The following is a 22,822-nucleotide window of genomic DNA, read 5'->3' on the forward strand; positions in this document are numbered from 1 at the left end:
ATTTTTTTGTTTTTTGACCAGAATTTGACCAGATTTTCAGAGGTTTTCGATTTTCGACATTTCGATACGGTCCTGCTCATCAATGGCATGTACATAAATCTGCAAGGTGATGCTGGGGTTCGAGTGACCAAGGATTCTGCTTAATGTGGAGATCTGCATATTTTTGCTGGCCGCAATGGTGGCAAAGGTATGCCGTAGAGCATGGAAATTTACACAACGGATTCCAGCTTCTTTCAGAAGCGCCGAAAAATAATTTTGATAGGCTCTCGGGTCCAGATAGGAGCCTTGCCGGTTACTGAACACAAAGCTTTCTTCAGCGATGACGCCGCTTTTTTTCAAGCTTTTCTGATATGCGTGTAACAGCCTGTAAATACCGTCGTTCATGGGAATATCTCTTTCAGAACAGGCGGATTTTGTTTGGCCAAACACGACTTCGGTTTTGTTCTTTTCAGACGCTTCTGCCTTGACCCGCTGAATTGAATGACGGACATGAATCGTTTTTGACTGCAGATCAATATCGGCCCAGCGCAAGGCTGCCAGCTCGCCCAGGCGGATACCTGTTTTTAAGGCGAGTAAGATGGCGCGGGCTCTTTTGTCATAAAGCTTATCTTCCAGCACTTTTTCCAATTTTTGATACTCACTTTGTTTTAAATAATTGGGTTTTTTCTTTTGTCTGGGGGGGATATGTATATTTTTGCAGGGATTATTCTGAACCAGCTCTAATTCGATCATCTTTTCAAAAAAGGACGACAGCAGTACAAGATGGATTTTTATGGTAGCGGGGGCCAGCCCCTTGCGGTTTTTTGCGTCGTTGCTAAGATAATGAATATAATCTTGAACCGTCTTTGGGGTCACTTCATTGACAGGGCAGTCCCCGAGCTGCGGCAGAATATGCTTATAGACGATGCTGCAATAGCGTGTGTAGGAGGAAGCCTTTACAGTAAGCTTTTTAGATTCTTCCAGCCATTGAACAAGGCACTGTCTCAGCGTTGCGCTGCTCTGGGCAAATTTATTATGCGAATAGCTTTCCGCCATACGCTCCAGGCTTTCTACCGGTAAGTTTTTTCTTTTTTGTTTGCGGATCAGACGTTCCAATGCTACTTTTTCGGAGACGCTTTTTTCAGCCTCCTCCAAAAGCGCTACGGCTTCCCGGTAAGTATCGGCGTAGATCGACCGGTAAATCGCTTTTCCATGAATACCCTTATATCCAGTAATATAACGCCCCTCATAACGGTGATCGGAACGCTTATATACATTTTTACGATGTTTTTTCATTACGATTCCTCCTCATACCATTTTTTTGACCAGATATACAATAATTATAAAACTTAAATAGTTCCAAAAGCGCTACTCGCACAGGCGGTTTCCTGTGACAACAATATTTTTGCCGCACATTTTTAAAATTAATGTATATAATTAATGGGAAAAGTGATATAATAAAAACAATATTTAATATTTGTATCTAAAGAGTGTTGCATTTTTGTTCGTGGAATGACAGGATTCCACGAGCTTTTTATATTTTCGGACTATAATTTTTAACAAAAATAAAAAACACAGCTATATGATGGTAGCTGTGTTTTTTGTGAGAAAAAATTTCTGTTAATTTACAGTTCTTCGGCCGCCCCGGTCTTGTTCAGAATCACGACTGCGGCGATGACAACAGCGATCCCGAGAATCTGAATCCAGGAAATGACCTGCCCGAACATAAAATAGCCTAAAACAGCGGCGGTAATGGGCGAGAAGGCAGCCATCATATTGGTGATGGCCGGGTCCACCAGCGAGAAGGACTTGACCCAGACGTACTGGGTTAAAATCTGAGTAAAAATGCCGTAGGCGGCAATGGTGGCCACCAGCAGCGCGATGTTCTGCGCGGCGGCAATTTCTCCGACAACAGCCCAGGGTGGGCACACAGTCCAGTAAATCAGGGCAGCGCCCAGGTTATAGTAGGTGATCAGCACATCGTTGTCGATTTCATTGTTGAGTGCCCACTTGAGCAGCAGGGCAATGGCGCAGTTGCAGAACCAGTCCACCGCAATCCACAGAAGGCCCACGGGGCTGATGAAAGCTTCGGGTGAAAAGACATTCAGCACCATGACCATCCCCACAACCGCCAGGGAGAGGGAAAGAATTTTCCCCTTGGTGATCTTATATTTGAAGATAAATGAGGACAGCAGCATTAGAATAAAGACATGTGAAAAATCGAGAGCCGAGAAAACACCGGCGCCCATGTAATTTAAGCACATGGCATAAGAATAGTAGGTCAGGGCATTGACGATGCCGCCGCCCACCAATACGATAAGCAGGTGTTTCCAGCAGATTTTAAATGCTTTTGGATTTTTCACCAGCGTTTTAATACCGTAAAAAATGATAATTATCATTGGCCCGAGCGACGAAACGGCAATATCACTCATGCCAAAATTTTTGAGCAGTGAGATGAAAATGCTCAGTGTTCCCCAGATTATTCCGGCAAGGCCCCCGTACAGAATCCCCTTTGTCAGATTGCTTTTGCTTGTATCACTCATTTTAATTTCCCCCTTACATGATTAAGCTGATGATAAATGTTTCAAATTCTTTTTCCGTGACCGACAGGCTTTCCCGGATCAAGGCCTGATATTCCTCAGGATATTCTCTGATAAACGTTTCAATGCTTTGGTTTTCTTCATACATATGATTTTCCCCCCTAATATTTTCCGTATTCTCGTACAAATTGCAGCACCGCTTTCATTTTTTCAGGCTCTGCCTCACTAATGTGGAAAGGCGCTTTATTAAAGCCGAAGTAGAATTGCCCATACGCCATTCCAATATCCATAAGCTCTTTGGCCTTATCCAAACATTCCTGAAGTGGGTAATGTGTCAGATAATCCAGTGGATAGGCGCAGGAGACCATGTTTTTTCCTTTAAAAGCTTCGAGGGTTTTTGTGAAATCCTGATTTTGAATGGCGATGATGACCTTGTCTTTGGGCAGCTCGGCATAATAGTCTAAATACCGGCCATCGCTGTAGTCTCCCTGAAACTGGAGGTACAGATAGTGCCCCTTTTCTACCAGGGTATCACAAACCTTCTTAAAAGTAGGCCAGAAGAATTTGTCAAAATTCCGAGGGCTGATCATAGGCGGCAGGTGCACAAAAGCACAGGCGCAGGACAGGCCGCTTTCATCCGCCGGAAGGGTATTTTCAACATAATCAATCATGACGGGCGCCAGCGCTTCGCAGGCTGCCTCCAGCTCTTTCTTCCTCCGACGCATATCAAGCGAAATCTGCGTCAGGCCTCTGAGGTGATCTCCGATCAGATCAAAAGGTGCGTAAAACATGGAGCCGTAATAGATTGGAACCTCATGTTCATACGTAACGGTAAAAAGCTGGTTATAGAAATTTGTCATTTGATTTTTTTCAAAAAGAAGGGTCTGGGCAATGGCACTTATAGCTTTTTGGTCGTCTTTTCCAATGGCACTGTACATTTTTGGAAGGATATTTTTGATAATACACGCCATGGGGTCAGCAATAAGCGCAGGATATTCTGTGTCGCTCAGTGCCATAACCTCGGGGTGCTGCATAATGCCATTTTCCCGGTTTTGTATCCATGTCCGGCTTCCTAAAAGAAAGCTTCTCTGCGGTGGTATCCAGCCAAGGCCAAAGGTGGCATCTATCTCAAAATCTGAAAGCAGCTTTTCATAGGCCTCAATAATTAAGGTGTAATCCCAGCTGGCCCTCATAAAATCCAGTCCTGCGTATTCACAGGCGTAGCTTGTCTCAAAATCTGCCAGTATGGGGACGTGCGCGGCTGTTTGCCCGCACATGGCATTCTTAATATTCTGAATGCGTTCTTCATAAATCATTTTAATCTCTCCCTTTTATTATATGCATATAATATTATATGCATATAAGTTTATAATCTGTTGATATTTTTGTCAAGTAATTTTTATTTTTTATTTTTTTTACAAAAAATGCATGCTATAATAAACCAGAGGTGAATTATGGCCAATTACAAAAAAGGAACAGAGACAAAAACAGCGCTATACGACAGCGCGAAGAAGTTTTTTTATACAAAAGGTTACAATGAAACGACCATTAAGGAAATTGTTGAGGACGCCGAATCAAATCCTGGTTTGTTTGTCTATTATTTTGAGGGAAAAGAGTCGGTTGCCATCAGCATTTTTCGGGAATTTGCAGATGCGATCACTTCTGCGCTTAAGGATATCCTCGTGCCGTTAGGAGAAAAAGGGGAGGATCTGCTCATTGATATGGTAGAATACCGGGCATATTTTGAGTGCATTAATGCCGGCCCTGAAATTATACGATTTTACAATGATATTTCTGAACTCGGCAGCTTTCCAAAGCTGGTCATCAGCTGGATGGATTTCTTTACTCATAAACGTTATAAAGACGGTCTGAGATATGAAACGAATCCCATGATTTGTGATAAAACCTATTTTGATGCCGTCGCTTCTCTGACGGCAGGTATGCAGATTCAGTTTTTCAGGGATATTATCCAAAAGAATATTGATATTCCCTATGAGGACGCTGTCGATATGTTTTTAACGGAGTGTTACCGTTTTTTGGTGCCGGATAAAAATCAGGTTCTGGAAAATGTTCGGAAATCCCGTAAAGTGAACGAGGGGTTAAATTTTGTGGTGAGTGAATACTTTAAGGTGACGGTTGAGAAGAAAAAGCAGAAAATAAAAACACAGCTGTGAGATTTTACAGCTGTGTTTTTTTATAATGTTTTATTTTACAAAAGATTTCCCATAAAGGTCAATGTTTTCTCCGGCTGCGTAGAGCACGCTTTTTCCAACGGGTTCGTCCTTCATGGTGTAATAATAGGTGGTAAAACAGAATACCGGGTCATCCCTGTCCACTAACAGTTTATTCTGGATAAAGCGGTTTGGCGTATCCATGGTAATCTCGAGGACTTTTTTGATTTCAAAACCATCGAGGATTTTGTTGATGGTCAGAAGGTTTTTTTCGGTCATATCCGCCATACTCTCCGGATTATAACGGCCGTTTAAGAGAAGCGCTGTAATGATATAACAGATAGGGAGAGTGTCGGAATACAGGATCTGGCGCAGCTCCACGGCTTTCATTTCCTGCCGGATCTCACGCATTTTTATGAGAGAGAGGCTTATGTCCTCAACGCTGATCTCGGTGATCTCCTCGTTAATATTGGCCTGTGGTGCGAAACTGATGAGGTACTGTTCCTTTTCACATTCCCGAACAAAGGTCCCTACCCGCTCCACAGCGCTCAGGTAGCCCTTATTGATTAAGGAGGAGATGCTCTTGCGGACTGTGACGATGCTGGTGCTGTACTTTTTAGCCAGCTCGGCATAGGTGGGGAGCTTTTCTCCAGGCTTCAGGTTGCCGTAATGGATGTCGTCCATAATATCATTGATGATCTGATCGTATATTTTTACTTTCATTGGTGTCACCTGCTTTGGCCTTTAGGGCAGATAGGTAATGCCGGTCAGCTTACAGCACTCCTTCCTTATATAAAGCTTGCGCATACCCAGAGGGTCGTCGTTATCCATGAGGTTTTGGGTAATCTGCATGACGGGCGTATCCTCGGGGATATTCAGCTTTTCCGCGGCCTGGGCGTCACAGCCTGCGGCCTCGATGTGAATGCGTTCCTGGGTAATGTAAAGATGGTTTCGCTGGTTGACGATTTCGCTGAAGCTGTTGTACTCAAAATCGTCGTTCCAGGGAGAAATGCCGGGAAAATAAGGAATAAACTGGTTGTCATAGATGACGGGAAGGTCATCCTTGAACAGAAGCCAGTTGATGAGCACAATGCGGGAGTCCGGCGCGACCCGCAGATGATAAACCAGCTCGATGGTGGGTTTGATGATCTCTGAGCCCAGCAGCTCCACGCGGTTGTAGGGCTCCTTTAAAATGTTTTCAGGCTTTAAGGAGAGGACAAACTTATCGTTGGTTTTGGCCAGCACATAGTTGCCCTTGCCGGGAATGGTATAGACATAGCCCTCCTCGATAAGGTTACGCAGGGCGTTGCGGATGGTGATCCGGCTGACTTTAAATTCCTCGGCCAGGGTGTTCTCCGGCGGCAGCGGTGTATCGGGCAGATAAATGCGCTGCTTGATTTTATTTTTTATTTTATCGCAGATTTCGTCGTATTTATAACTTATGGGAAACGCCCCCTTCCATCCATTCCTTACAGAGGTTTACGCCTTCGTAAACATCCTTGGTAAAAGCATCGGCGCCTACGTATGCCACAGCGTCCTTGTGCGTTGACAGGCCGCCGAGGATGATCTTTACTTCATCTCTCAGGTTTTCCTTTACCAGGAGCTCGTTGGTCTCTTTCATATATTTTACGCCGTTTGCCATGATCGAGCTGATGGCAATCACATCGGGATGGGATTTTTTGGTTTCCTCCACGATTTTTTCCGGCGAGATGTCAATGCCCAGGTCGATGACCTTAAAGCCGGACATGAGGGCCGCGCTTTTGAAAATGGACTTTCCAATGTCGTGGAGATCGCATTCGATGGTGCATAAAAGAATGGTGCCGATAGCCTCTTCGGGATTTTCCTTTTCGAGCTTCAGGCAGTCGAGCTTTAGAATTTCCTCAAAAATAATGCCGGCCATCATGAGGTCGGTGACGCCGTAACGTCCAGTTTCAAAGTATTTGCCAACCTCGTCCAGTCCGGCCTGGACGGATTCGATGATCTGCATCTGGGAGGCGCCTTCTTTAACGGCGTAGCGTACCAGCTTGATGACCTTTTTTTCTTCCAGTTTTTTAACGGCGGTTACGATGGATTCTAGCAATGGGGGGCCTCCTTTTTAATCGATAAATGCTTTGGGCAGGTAGTCTTCGATGCGTTTTTTCTGCGCATGGGTCAGTGGCGGCGCTGTATAATTTCCAAGCCGCTCATCAATGAGTGCGCTTGTTTCTTCGATAATATCCTGCTCTCCGTCTGTGCTTTTAAAGGGATAGGGATGGTAATGCTTTCGGATAAGGCGCAGATTACTCATGTTGATATAGTTATCGGTGCATCCGGTCTCCTTGATGGCGTCTTTCATCAGGGTTACAGCGTTGACCTCAAAGCCGTTTAAATAATGTTTAACCGTAGCGTACAGGGCTTCGTCCAGGATATATTTATTATAATTGACAGTGTTTAGAGAATCCTCCATGCCAAAGGCATGCATCATGCAGTCGATGCCGGAAAACAGGCAGGAAAAAAGGTTCATGAAGCTCTCGGCGCCGCTCTGGTAGTCCAGGTACTTGGAGTCTGTAAAGACACCGCCGGACCGGACAGGAATCTTATAAAACCGGCCCATTTCTGCTGCGGCCATGGTAAAGAGCGCAGTGGTTGGCTCGCCGGGGGAAGCGTCTGCGTTAAATGGATTCACGCCAAAAAGCGGGAAGCCGTAGACAATGGGAAGGCCCGGCCGCACCATTTGAGCCAGAATAATACCAGCCAGCACGGCGGCATTGCTGATCAGGAAGTTGGAAGTTGGCAGAGGCGGTGCGGTCAGCCCGCTGAGTCCGCTGCCGCAGGCCACCATCAGGGGCTGATTTTCCTCTCCGTGTACCAGAATGACATCGGCGGTGCCCTCTCCCATGATCAGCGGTGCGGAGATATTGATATTGCCGATGAGGAGATTGCTGTCCTGGGAGTCCCAGTATTCTCTGGCAAAACGAATGCTTTCACGTGCCGACGGGCCGCTCTGGGTCATGGAAAAGGCAGGCTTATCGGAATATTTGAGGCACATGGCCATTTTATATTTTTCTCTGAAATCAATGGGAACATCCATGGGCTCAAGAACATAGGGACAGGCCATGCTCATCAGTCTGCTTGTCTGGTTGAGCTTTGTAAAATTGATAAAGTCTTCACGTCCCGCCAAATGGCTGACATTGTTCTTCTTTGCATAGGTGGCGCCGTAGGGCGGCATGGTGCAGGTAGTACCGTCGCCCACGGTTACACGGTGACCGGGTGTGTTAAAGGTAAAGGAGGAAGGCACGTCGACAAGACGGTCTTCTACGATTTTGGGCGGAAGAAAGACCTTTTTGCCTTCTACCTTTGCACCGTTTTTTTTAAAGGTGCTTCTTGCTTTTTCAGAATGAACAACAATACCTGTGTTTTCCAAAATATCCAGAGAATATTCATGAATTTGCTGGCACTCTTCTTTTTCAGAAAATGAATAGCGTAATTTCATGGGTGACCTTCCTTTTAAGTATAACCGGGTAACAAAATAAAATCTGATACCACTAATGATACCAGATTTTATCCGAAAAATGAATACTATATATAGAGGGTTAATTAAAACTTTTCGTCTTCAGGCAGATAACGGTTCAGGATATCCTTCTGAGTCTTGGTTAAGTCAGGTAATGTATAGCTTGCGACACGTTCTTCTACTTCTTTGCTGGCGCGCTCGCGGAGATCGCCGATTTCATCGAAGATCGGCTGTGGGTTGCCGGCCTGGCGGTTAAAGAGTTTGGTCAGCCAATGTTCCTGACGGTATTCTTTCGGCGTTCTTCCGGAGAGGTAATTGCCAAGAGGACCGGCTTTCTTGATGGCGTCAAATACTTTTTCGGCCTTGACGTCAGAGATGTCGATGCCTCTGTTGAGGCGCAGTAAAATACGGTTGACTTCTTCGTCAAGAACAAATTTTTCATAGCTTCCCAGTGCATAGGCCTGGAGAATACCGGCATGGTTCAGAACAAAGTCGGATTTTCCGAGATAGGTGGTCATGAGGATCATGAAGCTTTCAACACCGGCCTGATAGTCTGGTTTTAAGGAGTCTGTACCGGCAATACCGGTTCTTACTGGCAGCTGGTAGTAGCGGCCAAGAGCCAGAGAGGCCATCTGGATGAGCTGGGCTTCCGGCGCACCGATGGAGCAGGCTACGCTGCGCATATCGGTAGCGGTAGAAACGGTACCGTAGATAACAGGGTTTCCAGGGTTGATCAGCTGAGTTAAAACGATACCGGCCAGAATGGTCGCGTTATTCTGGATAACAGAACCGAGAAGTGCTGCCGGTGCGGTCAGGTTGGTCATAGAGCAGGTGATGATGGTAACCGGCTGTCCTTCTTCAACCAGCCCCATGATATTGTCAAGAACTTCATAGGAATAGCCGAGTGGCGACAGTGCACAGGTATTGGTTAAGAGCACCGGGCGGTCCCAGATGTCATAGAATTCTTTATAAAGCTTTGCGATGTCCTTGGCTTCCTGTTTTAAACTTTTGCCCCGGACGTTCATGCTGTTGGCGACATTGCCGTAGGTTGGTTTCTGAGAATATTTCAGGCACATGGCGACCTGAGGCAGATAGAAATCTTCTTTGGTCTTGTCCAGATCTGGTGTATCGTATGCGGAGTTGTTGACAAAGTCAGTGACATCGCTGGTATCCATTAATTTCAGGAATTTAACCATGTCGTCTTTTTGCGCAACGCGGTATTCGTCATCTTCAAATAAGAATTTCGGTGGTCCGTAGCAGCCAACTGTTTTTGGCTTATAGCGTTCGCCGATTTTGGTTTCGCCGGCAGCGGTATAAACGGTAAAGGTTTTGGGTGCGGTTTCGAGCGCCTTGTTTAACAGGTCTTCATCGATCTTTACAATGCTGCCTTCAACGGTAGCGCCGTGCTTTTTAAAGATTTCCAGTGCTTCTGGACAGTCGAAGGAAACCCCTACTTCCTTCAAAACTCTCAGCGAGTATTCGTGTAATAATTCAACATCTCTGGTAGAAACATATTTGTCATAAAATCTTCTGTTAACGTACATGGTACACCTCCAAATTTAATAAATACATGTATTTCACAAGCTCAATATATCACGATATGGAAAGGTTGTCAATACAAAAAACTAGAAAAATATAAAAATTTTGATAAATTTGAGGGTTTAAAGTGGGTTGTTTAGTAAAAAACAGCGGTTTTCTTCTATAGAAGCCTTAGAGAAACATCGTAAAAAATAGAAAATAATTATTTTTTTGGTTGACGTTTCTAATGAAATCGTGTTATACTTCGTTTATAAAAGACATGTATTTCACAAATAGCATGCTTTTTTACAGAAGCATTTCGATCGTCGTTGTTGTTTATCTCAGAATGGAGGCAATTATGAAAAAGATATTTGAGTCTGTAGATAAAACAATTTTTTTGGTAGCCGGAAGTATCACTTTGTTACTTGCCATTGTCAGCATTGTTTTTACCGAACAGGTCGCAAGCATATTTTCTGGTATTTTTAATTTCTTTACGAGCACACTGGGGTTTGCCTATATTGGCTTTGCGCTCTTTGTAATTGTCGCCTGTTTGTTTGTCTCTTTCAGCAAATATGGAAAAATACGTCTGGGCGGAGATGATGAAAAACCTGAGTACAGCAACATCAGCTGGTTTTCGATGATTTTTGCGGCAGGCATGGGCATTGGCCTGGTATTCTGGAGTGTGGCGGAGCCCATGAACCATTTTATGGTGCCGCCCTTTGCCGATCCGCAGACGCCAGAGGCGGCTGTGGAAGCGCTCCAGTATACTTTTCTGCACTGGGGAGTGCATCCCTGGGCATTATATGCAGCGGTCGCGCTGCCCATGGCCTACTTTCATTTCAGAAAGGGTCTGCCGCTTCTGGTGAGCTCGTCCTTCTACCCATTCCTTGGTGATAAGGCGCTGAAAGGCGGGTTTTCAAAAGGAATTGACACCTTTACAGTTATTTTGATTCTGATTGGCGTGGCCACATCCTTTGGGCTGGGAGCGCTGCAGATTCAGAGCGGTCTGGAATTTGTTTTCCATATCTCAGGCGGAACGCTGCTGGCGGTGGTGATTGTTGTTATCTGCACGGTTCTGTTTGTGATTTCCTCGACAGCAGGCATTGACCGGGGTATGAAGCTTCTCAGCAATACCAATACGGTCATTGTGTTTGCCGTTATGCTGTTTGTCCTGCTTGTGGGACCGACGCTGTATATCTTTAATATTACGCTGGAGAGTATCGGCGATTATATTTTTAAATTTATTCCCATGAGCTTTTTCACCGATGCTAACGGCACCGTGGCGGCTCATACGGGTGAAAACTGGATCGGTAACTGGACTGTCTTTTACTGGGCATGGTGGATTACCTGGACCCCCTTTGTGGGCAGCTTTATTGCCAAGATTTCAAAAGGGCGCACAATCCGGGAATTTGTCCTCGCTATTTTGGGTGTTCCAACCATCATGAGCTGTATCTGGTTTGGTATTATGGGCGGCACCGGCCTTAATATGGAGCTTACAAATCCTGGCAGCGTGATTCAGAACGGCGCTGTGGATACGAACAGCTCCGTGTTTCAGATGCTCAGCAATCTGCCGCTGTCCGGTGTTATTTCTGTCCTTGTCATGCTGTCCCTGCTGGTCTTTTTCCTGACCTCGGCTGATGCGGGTGTGCAGGTCGTGAGCACCATGAGCTCCAGGGGCAGAGAAAATTCTCAGAAGCTAATCAAGGTCATCTGGGGTGTGATCTTGGGCTTGCTTGCTATTATGTTTATCGTGACCGGAGGGCTTTCTGCGGTGCAGTCATTGTCCTTTGCTTTCAGTTTCCCGTTCTTGATTATTATCTGCCTGATGATGGCGGGATTTTTCAAGTATCTTAAAAAAGAGGAATTGGATGAGTAATGCCGTTGTCGTCAAAGAACGAACGGGGCTGATTGTTTGTTAAATTTGGAGGGGTAATTATGGAATTAGATAAAAAGAAAAGAAATATTGTTCTCGTCATTTTGAGTATGATCGCCGGGATCGCTTACCTGACGCCGCTGATCCGGTTTTCCTTTTATGACCAGATGATCGTAGCGCTGAACATCAACGATGTGCAGCTGGGGACCATCGCCGGTGTTTACGGGCTTTTTAATGTTATCGGCTATGTGCCGAGCGGTATTTTGGCTGAAAAGTTTAACACGAAGAAACTGCTGATTCTGTCCTGTGGGGCCATGTGCCTGGTAACACTGTGGTATTCGAGCTTTCCGGGCTACACGGCGCTCATTATCATTCATGCGCTTTACGGCATCTTCAGTGTAGGAACTTTCTGGTCACCCTACCTTAAGGCCATTCGCAACCTGGGCAGCGAAAATGAACAGGGACGTCTCTTTGGAATCAGTGAAGGGCTGCGCGGTATCGGACAGACAGCGGTCGCTTTCCTCTGCCTGTGGGCCATGGGGCTTTTTGCGACTCAGGCAGCCGGCTTTAGAGCAGTGCTTTTAATTAACGCTGCGGCCTTTGCCCTGTTGACTGTCTTGGTGATCGTGCTGGTACCAGATTTTGATAAAGGCAAAAAAGAACAGAATGCCAAGGCGGAAAAAAAGGAAAGCATGTGGAAAGCCTTTGGCATGTCCTCCACCTGGCTGTGTATTTTTGTGATTATGTGCGGTTATACCCTCTGGAACACTGCCAATGGTTACATGGGCACCTACTGTACCCGTGTGCTGAACATTTCGCCAGAGCTCTCAAGCACCCTGTCCATTATCCGGAGTTATATCATTGTCTTTGTGGCCGGCATTTCCGGCGGGATTATCATGGACAAGTTCAGCTATAAAGGCAAGGGGATGTTCTGGACCTTCCTGGCCACAGGCATCTGTGTGCTGGCCATCCTGTTTACCTCTAAGATTGTGGCAGTCTGTGTGGTCATTACCGTTGTGCTGGCTTATCTGGTCAATGTGCTTAAATCTACCTACTGGTCGATTCTGGGTGAAGCGGGTGTGCCGTTAGCCATGACCGGTATCGCCACCGGGATTATTTCCTTTATCGCACTGACACCAGATATCTTTGTAGCGCCGATCATCAGCCGATTTTTGGCCTACGGCGAAGCAGGCGGCAATGTAGAACTGGGCTTTAACATGATGCTGATCTGGATGGTTGTCTGGGCTGTGCTCGGCGTTTTCTCCGCTGTTTTACTCAAGAGACGCGGTGTGAAGACCAAGCAGCTGGAACAGGCGGCACAGGTAGAAAACGCGTAAGCTGAAAAATAAAGCATCATCAATCTCATATAAAGAAGGCCCCGGGAATAACGCCCGGGGCCTTTTGCATATTAGCGCTTTACACACCTTCTTTGTTGTGCTTTAATAGAATTAAAGAAAACGATTATAACAGGAGGGCAAAATGAAGAAAGAAATCATCATCGGCGACTGGAAAATGCCGGAATGTGATACGGAAGCGTCCATGAACATGTGGAACGCCCGGGCTCAGGAGTTTGCAAAGCAGAGGGCCGTTGAGGAGAACGACTGGGTAGCCGCGCTTGTTAAGCGGCACGGCATGCTGCCGGCGGACGGCGCGTTCCTGGATGTGGGCTGTGGTGCTGGAAAGTATACGGTCTATTTTGCAAAAAAATGCGCCGAGGCCTGCGGGACTGACTTTTCAGAGGAAATGATTAAGAGCGCTGAGCAGCGGGCCAGAGAGTCCGGAACAGATAATGCTTTCTTTTCCTGTGACAACTGGCATACCCTGGAGCTTGAGAAAAAGGGCTGGAATGGGAAATTTGATTTTGTACTGGCCAACATGACTCCGGCCATCCAGTCGGCAGAAACCTTTGAGAAGCTGACCGAAGCCAGCTGTGGCTGGTGCCTGTACATTCATCCGGTTTTAAGAACCGGCTCGGTGGCAGACCGGCTTAAAAAGAAAATTTTCGGTAAAAAGCCAGATCCCCGCTACCCTCAGCTTCAGTACGCCTTTAACCTGCTCTGGGAAAAGGGGCTTTTTCCGGCTGTGGAATACCGGGAGCACAACTGGATTCGCAGCTTTGAACTGGAACGGGCCATTGATATTTTTAAAAACGACCTGAGAAGTAAAAGAGCCCTGACCACCGGCGAGGAAGCCAGCATTGAAAAATACCTGGTCGAGCACGCGGTAAACGGCATTGTGGAGGAAGAAGTCCGGACAACGCAGTTTGCTCTGTACTGGGAGGTGTAATTAAAAAAAGACTGGAGGAGGATTCCAGTCTTTCTTTGATGTTATATAAGTCCGATAAGCATCCAGTATGGAACAGCAATGGCTAGAACAAAGACAAAACTTAAGATCATTTTCGTCCCCCAGATTCTTGTGAAATCTTTTCCGCTGGTTAGATTATACCCCATGAAAATAAGAACAAGTGCCCATTGATACGGGAACAGGATCTCCGTAGTGGACAGGTTCATGGTGTAATAGATAACCAATGGGCTGATACCGAGGCTGAGGGCGATTTGTGTCAGCGGAACCGTTAAGGTTGCATAGGTGGCCAGCGGCGTGAGGAAGATCTTTGCGACAACACAGACGAGCCAGACAGCTCCGATAACAAAGAATACGCTTTTACCCTGAAGCAGTGGAAGAACTGCGTCGGCGATGATCTGGCCAATGCCCAGCGAGTTTGCGACATGACCAATGGACAGACACGCGGTGGTGAAGATGGCCATAGTAAAATTGATTTTACTGATATCAACAGGCTTGCCTACATTGATTCCCGGAATAAAGAAAAGCAATGGGATTAAAGCAAAGCCCCAGCCGACATCAATACCGTGCAGGTCACTGGTGAACATAAAGATAAACAACAGAGAAACAACAATGAGGGACTTTTTTTCTTCAAGGGATACTTTTCCAAGTTTTGAGTACTCTTGAATAGCGTAATCTTTGATATTAATCTGTTTTTTGGGCTTACAAAGCTTAATCACCATAAATATACAGACTGCGAGCCAGAGAACAAACGGAATATTATTAATAAAATATTGAATCCATGTTACCTGAACAGGAGCAACCTCCTTGCCTAAAGAAGGCATAATCGCAAAGGTTGGGTTGTACAGAAAGAACGTAGGAAACCAGGAGGCAAAAAAGCCGCCCATCATAATGCCCGCGCTTTCCCTTGACTTTTCAAAATTCAAGGCTTTACAGATACCAAAAGATAAAGCGGCCATTGGAACATACGCCTTGCCGGGTGCGATGAGATTTAGAATAATACCCGCAATGGCAAGCCCCCAAAGGATACCGCTGTAGGTACCGCCCGTCTTAATGATGCTCCAAAAAGCAACTCTGTTTAGCAGGCCGATTCTTTCCAGAACATTGGCGAGTAAAAACCCGCCCATAAACATCCAGGGAATATTGCTGAACCAAGCGGCAAAAGCGATGTTTGGTTCAGCCACCTTCAGCAGCATATAGGAAACAGGCAGGGCGACTGCCACAACAAAATTTGGCAAAATATTAAAAGCAAACAAAAGAATAGCCGTGAGTGTGATTGCGGAAAAGGTTCTCAGCTGAGGGGTAAAAACACCCTGCGTGGGAATCAGCATGACGATAATGGGTGCAGCGATCACACAGATCCACATGATCAATGTTTTGGGGTTGGTTTTACGAATAGCGTCTGGCATGGAGTGCCTCCTTTAAATTAAATGATTGTGAAAATCATTTTGTAGAGCATGTCTTCATAGGATTGAAGAAGAGGATCAACGGTGGATTCAAGCGATGTTTCAATTTCGTTTTTAGGGACATCTCTCCAATTCGTATAGAAAGGCGATTCAAATGAACTGACAGTGGTATCCGGCTTTTCGTATTGATTATTATCAGGTCCTTTAGCTGTTTCGCCTGCGTTTTGATAATTCGTATTTTCGGCAACATACTGGATTACAGCAGCATAGTTTTCGATATTAATCGTATCGAGGGACATCGCGCTTTTATCGAAATTAAAGATAAAGCGCCCGCCCGGAGCCATAATATCAATCATTTCCTTTGCCTTATCAATACATTCCTGTTTTGTGCCGGTCTTTGTCAGTGTGATGGGGTATAATCCAGATAGCACGTGCTTGTTGCCGAGCTTTTCCTTGATGACTTTGGGATCGCCGTATTCAAACTGTATCCGTGTATTTTCAGGAAGATCCTGGAGCAGATCAAGGTAACGCATCCAGTCATGCTCACAGAAAAGCGATGCTGTCTGCCCATTCTCTGCCATAATGTGGATAAATTTAGAGAATGAGGGCCAGTATATTTTTTCAAAGTCTTTTTTTCTTAAGTATGTTCCAAGATGAAGCGGCATAAAAACTTCCCCAAGCTTATGGGGTTTAGCTGGAAGTCCTCTTTTCACCTGCATGGGCAGCATTGCTTCACAGGCTTCAATAATTTTTTCCGGACGCTGACGGACATCCATGTAGATGCCCTTAACACCTCTTAAAAAATCACCGATAAGGTCAAATGATGCCTGACATAATGTATTTGCGCCTGCCGGAGGTGTGAAGTAACCATATTTTTTAAAAACAGGGGCTTTAATAGCGTTGAATTTTGCCTGATGGTCATAAAAAGCTTTCATTGCTTCGGCTAAAATCATACCGGCTCTTGGAGAATCGGTGTCCAGATTTTCGAAGATACGCGGTAAGGATTTTGTAACGATAAAGGTGTAGGGGTCCTTTATGAAGGCATCGTATTCATCTGCTTTTAGTGTTTCGAGATCAGTGTGCTGCATATAACCAGTTTGTCCCATTGAGTAACCTCTTGAGCCAAGCAGCTTAAAGACAGCGGGATTTTTTAAAATGCCGCCAACAGCCGGTGTATCGGATGGGATGAATTCACAGACACGGTCCATAGCGGCAGTTATGTTTTCGGGATCGAGATCCCAGAGGGTTTTGCCGACAGGAATTTCTGAATACTCCAGTGCGGCCTCAAGCGTCATTGAGGCTTTGATTGGTACGCGTTTAGGGATAACACCACTGTATACATCTTCAAATAATTTCGTTCTTTCCGCCTTTTTTTCCTGGGCGCTGGTCATTTTTTGATCACTCATTTCAGTATCCTCACATATTCAAATGATTTTTGAAGTTCAAACTTTTTTCCATTGCAATGTCTTGACAGAATTATATATTATCTTATAATTACGAATCAATGGAATTGAAAGACTTGTCAATTTACAGCGGTTGACACTTAATTGACAGCGTATTCAAAAGCGTTAAATCAAACCAATTAGCCGCCAGTATGGAATATAAACCAGAAGCATGTAAAAAAAGTTAAGAACCATAACCGTTCCAAAGATTCTGGTATAGTCTTTTGTCTTTATTAAGCCAAAAGAAAAATAGAAAAGGGGAAGCGCCCATTCATAAGGAAAAAGGACCTGGCAGGAGGCCTGATACATTTGGTAGTAGATTACCAGAGCGTTAATGCCGAGCGACTGGGCTGCCTGTACAAAAGGAACTGTATAGGTAGCCCAGATTGCGAGAGGAGTCAGAGCGAAGTTGGTAACGACGCAGATTGCCCAAATAATCATGAGGGTAAGTGTAACATTTGAAGCGCTGAGGTGAGGAAGGATCAGGCCGGCGATAAGACTGCCAAATCCAATATAGTTTGCCACGTAACCAATGGACAGACAGGAGGCGATGAAAACAATCATACCAAAATTGACAGAAGTGAGATCCTCAGGTTTACCAAGCTTTATTCCAGGGAGGAAAAAGACCAGTGCGACTAATGGGAACCCCCAGGCAAGAGGAAGATGATGGAGACCTGAGGTCAGGAAATACACAAAGACCAGAGCGCTGACAAGCGCTGTTTTTTTCTCTGTTTTTGACATCGGCCCCATCTGCGCAAGTTCATTTTGGGCGTGATCTACCGCGTTCAGCCCGTGCTCTGGTTTTGTGAGACGGGCGGTAACAAAGACAATGATAATAATCCATAGGATGCTGGGGATATTATGGTAAAAGTACTGAAAGAAGGTTAAATGTGTCTGAGCCACTGTTGAGCCTAATGTCTGCAGGTTATTGATTTCACTGCTGTAGATAAAATACTTTGGCATATAGGACGAGAAAAATCCCGTCAGCATGATCCCGGCAGAGGTAGATGATTTTCCAAGCTTCAGTGCTGCGCAGATACCATAAGTGAGCATGGCCATTGGGATATAGCTCTCCCCTGGTGCCAGAAAATTCATGATAAATCCAGAAAGTGTGATGGAGAGCAGGAGCTTGTAATAAGTATTGCCGGCATGCTCAATGAGCACATAAGCAATTCTTTTAAGAAGGCCGGTCCGCATGAGAATATTTGACAGAATCATGCCGCCCATAAACATCCAGGGGACAGTACTCGTCCAGGGCGAAAAAACCACCTCTGTGGGGGCGAGATTTGTGATATTATAAAATATAGGCAGAATGAGCCCGGCAATAAGTTGAGGAATATACCCAAATGCAAATATAAAAATAGCAGCTATTGTGATGGCCGAGAAAACCTTTATCTCATAGGTAAAAGTCTCGTTTTCAGGTATCAGCATTATAACGGCTGGTACCAGAAGCGTTACAAACCAGGACCATTTTTCTTTATTAACAGCTGCGAAATATTTTTTTAGAGTAAATAGAATATTCATATACCTCTCCTTAAAATGACATGTAGCTAAATGCCAGGTATTCGTATTTTAATTTGATTTTACAAAGAAGCTTGAAAACCGTCAATGTGCTGGATGGAATTGTCAATTTTCTAAAATTGACAGTTTATGGACAAACTTACAGCGTACCAGAGCGAAGGAGGAAAAATGGAAAGTTATCAGGAATTATCACGATTGGGGTATTTAATGGACCTGTTTCATGTGAAAGGAATGGAGCTGGCTGATTATCTTCATGTGGATACTTCATTAATCAGCAAACTGAAAACGGGAAAACGAAAAATCAACACGAATTCTGAGATTTGTGACGAAATTGTAGATTTTTTTATCATGTTGGATAAAAGGTCGAATTATGCGTCCGTAAAAGGACTGCTTATGGAAGCGGGTCAGGCTTCAAAAGAGACAGAGGCAAGCGCGCTGAAGGTACTCCTAAAACGCTGGCTTGTAGAAGAAAATGACACAAACAGCAGTTTTACAGACAAGACAGTCTATACAACAAAGGTCAAAATTTTTCAGGGAAAAACAGGACGCAGGAAGGCGGCGCAGGAATTTATTCAGTCCGTTTTATTGGAAAAAACAGCGCAGGATGTTTATGTGTTGGACTGGACAGAACACTATAGCTGGCAGTCAGAGGATACGGAGTTTTTTAAGGAGTGGAAAAAGCAGTACTTGAAGATTGCGGAAAAGGGACACCGGATTGTTTTTTTAATTTCGCTGAACCATAGTATTGACTATTTGATTAATACACTGCTCTATCGTCTTCCCATGCTGCTTACAGGCAATGTTCAATATCTGTATTATCCTGTGTATTCCCCACTTCTGTATAAACATAACATTGTCGTCTTAAAGAACAAAATGGCTTTGGTAAAAATTGCTGCAGATGAGATTACCCAAAAAGATATTACGCATATGTATACGGATTACCCAACAGTGAGACATTATGAAGAGCTGATCAAATCCGCCTATACGCTTTGCAAAAAATCGCATGAAGTAATCCATCATCATGAGATACGGGAGTTGATTAAAAAACTTCCCTATAAATTGGGCAACACCTATGTTAAGACAAAAATGCCCTTTTCACTCGTTACGACCAGCCAGAATTTTGAATGTATTTTAGCTAAAAACGATATGGAGGAAGAGGAACAGAGAGCACTGCGTGAAATTCATAAAATACACCATAAAAAATTTTCTGAGGATGTTGTCAATTTCAAGTACTGTCTGCTGGTTAACAAAGAAGCTTTGATACAGGGGCTGCACAGCGAAATGATCCCGTTTCATGAGCTTACATTATTTACAGGAAGAGAAATTACAGTGGATAAACAGGATGTTTACAGACAAATTGAGTACTTGATCTGGCTGCTGGTTACTTTTCCAAATTTTAATGTTGCTTTTTATCGAAGCGGACAGGAAAATCTTCTCGACGGTTTAAACTTGTGGTTAAATGAAAACGGACCGGTTATTATCAATCAGGAAATAGACGATGACTCTTCTATTATTATGGATGAACCATCCATCTGTACCGCATTTTATGTTTATGCAGAAAAATACTGGTATTCGATACCATCGGTTGAAAGAGAAAAAGAGTCTGTTATCCGGCAATTAAAAAATATGTTGTTGAGTTAGAACGTTTGGTGTAAGCTTCAGTCATTGACTTATAATAGGACTTCCGATATACTGAGGTTATCAGACAACAAGATTGGAGAAACGAGGCGTAGGGATGAGAGATAAGCGCAGACGCTCCAGCCGGCTGCTCAATGGCATTATTGTTATTGCGGCAATTCTGGTTGTGATTGGCGTTTCTTTTATATATGTTAAATCCGTTAAGGGAAAAGTCTCAGAAGAAACAGGCCAGTACCTGGAGGAGGTCGGAATCCAGAGTGCTGCGTTGATCAAACAGAAATTTGATGACGACCTCGAAAATCTGAAGGCCGCCGCTGCGGTTATCGGCGCAACAGACCTGGCTCTGGACGATGACCAGATTATGGAGGCGCTGCAGCAGACCGAGGAAGCGCTTAAGTTCAGAAACGTGGCTGTGGCCGCGCTGGACGGAACAGCCTATGAGATTAAGGACAGTGCTGTCTATACCGTTGACGTTTCAGAAAAAGAGCACTTCCGATATGCCGCGGTCGGTGTGCCGACGATTTCTAATCCGACAGTGCCAGAGGACCATTCCGAGGAATCCATTGTGCTGGCTGTCCCGGTTTATCGGGATGACGCCATCATCGGCGTGATCATGGGCCGGTACTATCTGAGCGATCTTACCGAGCTTCTTTCTGTCAACACCTTTGACGGAAAGGGTTATTCCTATATGGCCCGGCGCAGCGGTGAGGTTTTTGTTACCTCCAATAATGAGAATGCCGATAGAACACTAAAAAATCTGAATACGGATTTTGAGGACTCCCATTTTGAGGATCCTTTTGCCCTCCAGACCATGCAGGTCAATATGCTGGAAGGTAAAAGCGGCAGTGTCTCCTATGTGTGGAATGGCACCAGCCGTACGATGCGCTATCTGCCGGTGGGCATCAACGACTGGTATCTGCTCTCCGTTTTACCCAATGAGGTGGTCGAAAGCCGGGCCACAGGGCTGGTAGTGCAGGCGGCGGTTTTCTGCTGTGTTCTCTTTGGTGTCTTTACCGTGCTCAGCCTGTATGTTCTCGGAAATCAGAGACGCAAAAATGAAGAGCTCCGCAAGACCCATCAGGAGCTTGAGACCAATGAACAGCGCTATGAAATCGTGATGGCCCAGTCAAAGGATATTATTTTTGAGTGGAATATAAAGACCGGGCATATTTATCATTCGGACATGTTCAGGCAGAAGTTTGGCTTTGAATCTCCCAGTGAGAATTTTCCAGAAGCAGTCCTTGAGGCCAAAGGGGTGCCCGAAAGCGATGAGTCTGTGTTCCTGGAAATCTACCAAAAAATTGCCGGTGGAGCGCCCTATGCTGAGGGCGAGTTCCGTGTGTATGATAACACCCATTATCCGCGGTGGTGCCGCTCCCGGGTCAGCCTGATTGTTGATGAAAATGGAGAGCCGAGCAGAGGCATCGGGATCCTTATCGATATCGATGAGGAAATGCGGGAAAAGGAAAAGATTATGGAAGCCGCGGAAAAAGACTTCCTGACCCAGACCTTTAATAAGGGCGCGGCGGAAAGCCGCATTGAGCTGTGGATGAAAGAAAACGCCGGCGCTCAGAGGGCTGGGCTGCTGATGATTGACGTGGACAATTTTAAACAGGTCAACGATACTTTCGGGCATATTTCTGGCGACCGCGTTCTGCGGGAGGTTACCAAGAAAATCTCCGCTATTTTCAGAGAAAGTGATGTCGTGGGAAGAATCGGCGGCGATGAGTTTGTCGTACTTATGAAAAATATTCAGGATACAGAAGCAGTGACCAAAAAGGCTCAGGAGATCATCAGGATTTTTGAGAGCTGCCGCGTCGGGGTACAGAAAGAGTACTGTATTTCCGGCAGTATCGGCATTGCCCTGTTCCCGGAAGACGGAACCGCCTATAAAGAGCTGCTGGGAAAGGCCGATCAGGCGCTGTACTACGCAAAGGCCCACGGAAAAAACCAATTTGTTTATTTCAAAGAGGACTAAAATAAAAGGCTTCGCTGCCTGGCGAAACTTTTTTATTGGCTAAAAATTATGTTCAATGGGGCCTGTATGGTTGATCTGGCTGTAAATAATCTGTATATGGCATTTTGGCGGTGCTGTAGCAATGCTGCCTGGCCATCTGAAACGATTGCCATCCTCAAAGGGCAGGTTATTTAAAAGCGCGTTTACCGTATCCAGGTAGTAAAAGAAATTTCCGGAAACCGTCAGAGAGTTTTCAGGATAATCACCGTAGGTCCAGCCAGCATTTAAGCTGTCACGCCCCTCTAGAGTCCGCCCGCTGTTCTGCAGAAAAGGCTGGCAGAAGGCTTCGCTTTTTACGGTGCGCTCAAGGGTGACCGGTTTTGAAGCGTTGACGGGGCTGGGTTCTGGCCTCAGGATTGTTTTTCCATAGGCTTTAAAAAATTCAGGATCATTTAAAAACAGGACACCGTCAATGGCGCGCAGCGTTTCTGGGTCGTTGGTTTGAAATGTATTGTAGCTGCCGTCCCCCTGAGGCAGACTAAACAAGACCTGATCTTCCTTGATGGACAGAAATCGGTACTCCCCGCCGCTGCTGAAGGCGGCTGTTTTATGTAGCCGGTCCACTGTGATATCAAGAGAGGCGCCATTGCCTTTTGTCGTTGTATTCACCCAGTTCCAGAAGGGCAGCTCCTCCAAAGAAGAAAAGTCCAGCGTGTTTTCAGGAAAACCGTCAGACAGATAGAGGCGGATAGAATAATTTTTGCTGCTGTACAGGTTGTTCTTCATCCAGGACATAAAGGTGTCCTCTGCGTCTGCTGAAGCTTGCTGAGGTGCATTGCCTTTGTCCTCTAAAGCAACCTGATAGACGAAATAGATAAAAAATGCTGTGAGAATCACAGCCAGGATAAGCCGTGTGATGAGCATCCGTTTTTTCATTTTTTTAGTGTCATAGCTCATGTCAATCCTCCGTATGAAAAGCATATCAT

At 45.2% G+C, this 22,822-nt stretch carries 19 protein-coding genes and 1 pseudogene; 6 read left to right on the top strand and 14 right to left on the bottom strand.

Annotation, left to right across the window (positions count from 1 at the left end; all coding sequences use genetic code 11):
* Positions 1-36: 36 nt before the first annotated feature.
* From CPZ25_RS13715 to CPZ25_RS13725, 4 genes are all read right to left on the bottom strand, one after another.
* A complete protein-coding gene (locus CPZ25_RS13715) occupies positions 37-1,275 on the bottom strand; it encodes a tyrosine-type recombinase/integrase (protein ID WP_096918872.1) in 1,239 nt (412 codons plus the stop codon).
* A 329-nt stretch (positions 1,276-1,604) separates the two neighbouring features.
* A complete protein-coding gene (locus CPZ25_RS13720) occupies positions 1,605-2,522 on the bottom strand; it encodes a DMT family transporter (RefSeq protein WP_096918873.1) in 918 nt (305 codons plus the stop codon).
* Between the two features lie 13 nt (positions 2,523-2,535).
* Entirely contained in the window at positions 2,536-2,667 is a 132-nt protein-coding gene (locus CPZ25_RS21025) for a hypothetical protein (RefSeq protein WP_263422120.1), read from the bottom strand.
* A 13-nt stretch (positions 2,668-2,680) separates the two neighbouring features.
* Complete coding sequence (locus tag CPZ25_RS13725) at positions 2,681-3,835, bottom strand: uroporphyrinogen decarboxylase family protein (protein WP_058693056.1); 1,155 nt, start codon at positions 3,833-3,835, stop codon at positions 2,681-2,683.
* Between the two features lie 138 nt (positions 3,836-3,973).
* Between CPZ25_RS13725 and CPZ25_RS13730 the strand changes: the two genes are divergently transcribed.
* On the top strand, positions 3,974-4,693 hold the full coding sequence (locus CPZ25_RS13730) for a TetR/AcrR family transcriptional regulator (RefSeq protein ID WP_096918874.1): 720 nt from the start codon (positions 3,974-3,976) through the stop codon (positions 4,691-4,693).
* A 30-nt stretch (positions 4,694-4,723) separates the two neighbouring features.
* Here the strand turns inward: CPZ25_RS13730 and CPZ25_RS13735 are convergent, their stop codons facing one another.
* From CPZ25_RS13735 to mtpB, 6 genes and pseudogenes are all read right to left on the bottom strand, one after another.
* Positions 4,724-5,413 (bottom strand): GntR family transcriptional regulator, encoded by a 690-nt coding sequence (locus CPZ25_RS13735; protein WP_058693058.1) that lies wholly within the window; start codon positions 5,411-5,413, stop codon positions 4,724-4,726.
* A 21-nt stretch (positions 5,414-5,434) separates the two neighbouring features.
* Positions 5,435-5,935 carry a UTRA domain-containing protein gene (locus CPZ25_RS13740; RefSeq protein ID WP_058693059.1) on the bottom strand — a complete coding sequence of 167 codons (501 nt, stop codon included), beginning with the start codon at positions 5,933-5,935 and terminating at the stop codon, positions 5,435-5,437.
* 9 nt (positions 5,936-5,944) lie between these two features.
* A pseudogene (locus tag CPZ25_RS21190) lies at positions 5,945-6,133 on the bottom strand (winged helix-turn-helix domain-containing protein); the annotation flags it as partial.
* Positions 6,123-6,770, bottom strand: coding sequence for a cobalamin B12-binding domain-containing protein (locus CPZ25_RS13745; RefSeq protein ID WP_096918875.1), 648 nt, complete (start codon positions 6,768-6,770; stop codon positions 6,123-6,125). The pseudogene CPZ25_RS21190 and the gene CPZ25_RS13745, both read right to left, overlap by 11 nt.
* Positions 6,771-6,785: 15 nt before the next feature.
* Positions 6,786-8,162: a trimethylamine methyltransferase family protein gene (locus CPZ25_RS13750; RefSeq protein ID WP_096918876.1), complete on the bottom strand. Its 1,377-nt coding sequence runs from the start codon at positions 8,160-8,162 to the stop codon at positions 6,786-6,788.
* A 104-nt stretch (positions 8,163-8,266) separates the two neighbouring features.
* Positions 8,267-9,724 (bottom strand): proline betaine:corrinoid methyltransferase, encoded by a 1,458-nt coding sequence (gene mtpB / locus CPZ25_RS13755; protein WP_058693062.1) that lies wholly within the window; start codon positions 9,722-9,724, stop codon positions 8,267-8,269.
* Between the two features lie 332 nt (positions 9,725-10,056).
* On the opposite strand from mtpB, the gene CPZ25_RS13760 reads away from it, so the two are divergent.
* The 3 genes from CPZ25_RS13760 to CPZ25_RS13770 all read left to right on the top strand — a co-directional run bounded on the left by CPZ25_RS13760 (position 10,057) and on the right by CPZ25_RS13770 (position 13,857).
* A complete protein-coding gene (locus tag CPZ25_RS13760) occupies positions 10,057-11,574 on the top strand; it encodes a BCCT family transporter (RefSeq protein WP_074616302.1) in 1,518 nt (505 codons plus the stop codon).
* A 59-nt stretch (positions 11,575-11,633) separates the two neighbouring features.
* Positions 11,634-12,908: an MFS transporter gene (locus CPZ25_RS13765; RefSeq protein ID WP_096918877.1), complete on the top strand. Its 1,275-nt coding sequence runs from the start codon at positions 11,634-11,636 to the stop codon at positions 12,906-12,908.
* A 142-nt stretch (positions 12,909-13,050) separates the two neighbouring features.
* Positions 13,051-13,857, top strand: a complete 807-nt coding sequence (locus CPZ25_RS13770) for a class I SAM-dependent methyltransferase (RefSeq protein WP_058693065.1) — start codon at positions 13,051-13,053, stop codon at positions 13,855-13,857.
* Positions 13,858-13,898: 41 nt separating this feature from the next.
* Here the strand turns inward: CPZ25_RS13770 and CPZ25_RS13775 are convergent, their stop codons facing one another.
* The 3 genes from CPZ25_RS13775 to CPZ25_RS13785 all read right to left on the bottom strand — a co-directional run bounded on the left by CPZ25_RS13775 (position 13,899) and on the right by CPZ25_RS13785 (position 18,244).
* A complete protein-coding gene (locus CPZ25_RS13775) occupies positions 13,899-15,281 on the bottom strand; it encodes an SLC13 family permease (protein ID WP_058693066.1) in 1,383 nt (460 codons plus the stop codon).
* 17 nt (positions 15,282-15,298) lie between these two features.
* Entirely contained in the window at positions 15,299-16,684 is a 1,386-nt protein-coding gene (locus CPZ25_RS13780; RefSeq protein WP_058693067.1) for a uroporphyrinogen decarboxylase/cobalamine-independent methonine synthase family protein, read from the bottom strand.
* Positions 16,685-16,846: 162 nt separating this feature from the next.
* On the bottom strand, positions 16,847-18,244 hold the full coding sequence (locus tag CPZ25_RS13785) for an SLC13 family permease (RefSeq protein ID WP_096918878.1): 1,398 nt from the start codon (positions 18,242-18,244) through the stop codon (positions 16,847-16,849).
* Between the two features lie 165 nt (positions 18,245-18,409).
* Between CPZ25_RS13785 and CPZ25_RS13790 the strand changes: the two genes are divergently transcribed.
* Together CPZ25_RS13790 and CPZ25_RS13795 are read left to right on the top strand one after the other, a co-directional pair.
* Positions 18,410-19,882 carry a hypothetical protein gene (locus tag CPZ25_RS13790; protein ID WP_096918879.1) on the top strand — a complete coding sequence of 491 codons (1,473 nt, stop codon included), beginning with the start codon at positions 18,410-18,412 and terminating at the stop codon, positions 19,880-19,882.
* Between the two features lie 94 nt (positions 19,883-19,976).
* Entirely contained in the window at positions 19,977-21,857 is a 1,881-nt protein-coding gene (locus CPZ25_RS13795) for a sensor domain-containing diguanylate cyclase (RefSeq protein ID WP_096918880.1), read from the top strand.
* 39 nt (positions 21,858-21,896) lie between these two features.
* Here CPZ25_RS13795 and CPZ25_RS13800 read toward each other — a convergent pair whose 3' ends face one another.
* Positions 21,897-22,793 carry a hypothetical protein gene (locus tag CPZ25_RS13800; protein ID WP_096918881.1) on the bottom strand — a complete coding sequence of 299 codons (897 nt, stop codon included), beginning with the start codon at positions 22,791-22,793 and terminating at the stop codon, positions 21,897-21,899.
* Between the last annotated feature and the right edge of the window lie 29 nt (positions 22,794-22,822).

Origin of the sequence: Eubacterium maltosivorans (genome assembly GCF_002441855.2) — a bacterium.
Lineage (GTDB): Bacteria > Bacillota > Clostridia > Eubacteriales > Eubacteriaceae > Eubacterium > Eubacterium maltosivorans.

What these genes read in the sequence shown, in the direction of transcription:
- CPZ25_RS13770 (WP_058693065.1), top strand. Translation starts at nt 13,051, where the DNA reads ATGAAGAAAGAAATCATCATCGGCGACTGGAAAATGCCGGAATGTGAT.
- CPZ25_RS13780 (WP_058693067.1), bottom strand. Translation starts at nt 16,684, where the DNA reads ATGAGTGATCAAAAAATGACCAGCGCCCAGGAAAAAAAGGCGGAAAGA.
- CPZ25_RS21025 (WP_263422120.1), bottom strand. Translation starts at nt 2,667, where the DNA reads ATGTATGAAGAAAACCAAAGCATTGAAACGTTTATCAGAGAATATCCT.
- CPZ25_RS13720 (WP_096918873.1), bottom strand. Translation starts at nt 2,522, where the DNA reads ATGAGTGATACAAGCAAAAGCAATCTGACAAAGGGGATTCTGTACGGG.
- CPZ25_RS13795 (WP_096918880.1), top strand. Translation starts at nt 19,977, where the DNA reads ATGAGAGATAAGCGCAGACGCTCCAGCCGGCTGCTCAATGGCATTATT.
- CPZ25_RS13750 (WP_096918876.1), bottom strand. Translation starts at nt 8,162, where the DNA reads ATGAAATTACGCTATTCATTTTCTGAAAAAGAAGAGTGCCAGCAAATT.
- CPZ25_RS13765 (WP_096918877.1), top strand. Translation starts at nt 11,634, where the DNA reads ATGGAATTAGATAAAAAGAAAAGAAATATTGTTCTCGTCATTTTGAGT.
- CPZ25_RS13800 (WP_096918881.1), bottom strand. Translation starts at nt 22,793, where the DNA reads ATGAGCTATGACACTAAAAAAATGAAAAAACGGATGCTCATCACACGG.
- CPZ25_RS13715 (WP_096918872.1), bottom strand. Translation starts at nt 1,275, where the DNA reads ATGAAAAAACATCGTAAAAATGTATATAAGCGTTCCGATCACCGTTAT.
- CPZ25_RS13735 (WP_058693058.1), bottom strand. Translation starts at nt 5,413, where the DNA reads ATGAAAGTAAAAATATACGATCAGATCATCAATGATATTATGGACGAC.
- mtpB (WP_058693062.1), bottom strand. Translation starts at nt 9,724, where the DNA reads ATGTACGTTAACAGAAGATTTTATGACAAATATGTTTCTACCAGAGAT.
- CPZ25_RS13785 (WP_096918878.1), bottom strand. Translation starts at nt 18,244, where the DNA reads ATGAATATTCTATTTACTCTAAAAAAATATTTCGCAGCTGTTAATAAA.
- CPZ25_RS13730 (WP_096918874.1), top strand. Translation starts at nt 3,974, where the DNA reads ATGGCCAATTACAAAAAAGGAACAGAGACAAAAACAGCGCTATACGAC.
- CPZ25_RS13775 (WP_058693066.1), bottom strand. Translation starts at nt 15,281, where the DNA reads ATGCCAGACGCTATTCGTAAAACCAACCCCAAAACATTGATCATGTGG.
- CPZ25_RS13725 (WP_058693056.1), bottom strand. Translation starts at nt 3,835, where the DNA reads ATGATTTATGAAGAACGCATTCAGAATATTAAGAATGCCATGTGCGGG.
- CPZ25_RS13760 (WP_074616302.1), top strand. Translation starts at nt 10,057, where the DNA reads ATGAAAAAGATATTTGAGTCTGTAGATAAAACAATTTTTTTGGTAGCC.
- CPZ25_RS13790 (WP_096918879.1), top strand. Translation starts at nt 18,410, where the DNA reads ATGGAAAGTTATCAGGAATTATCACGATTGGGGTATTTAATGGACCTG.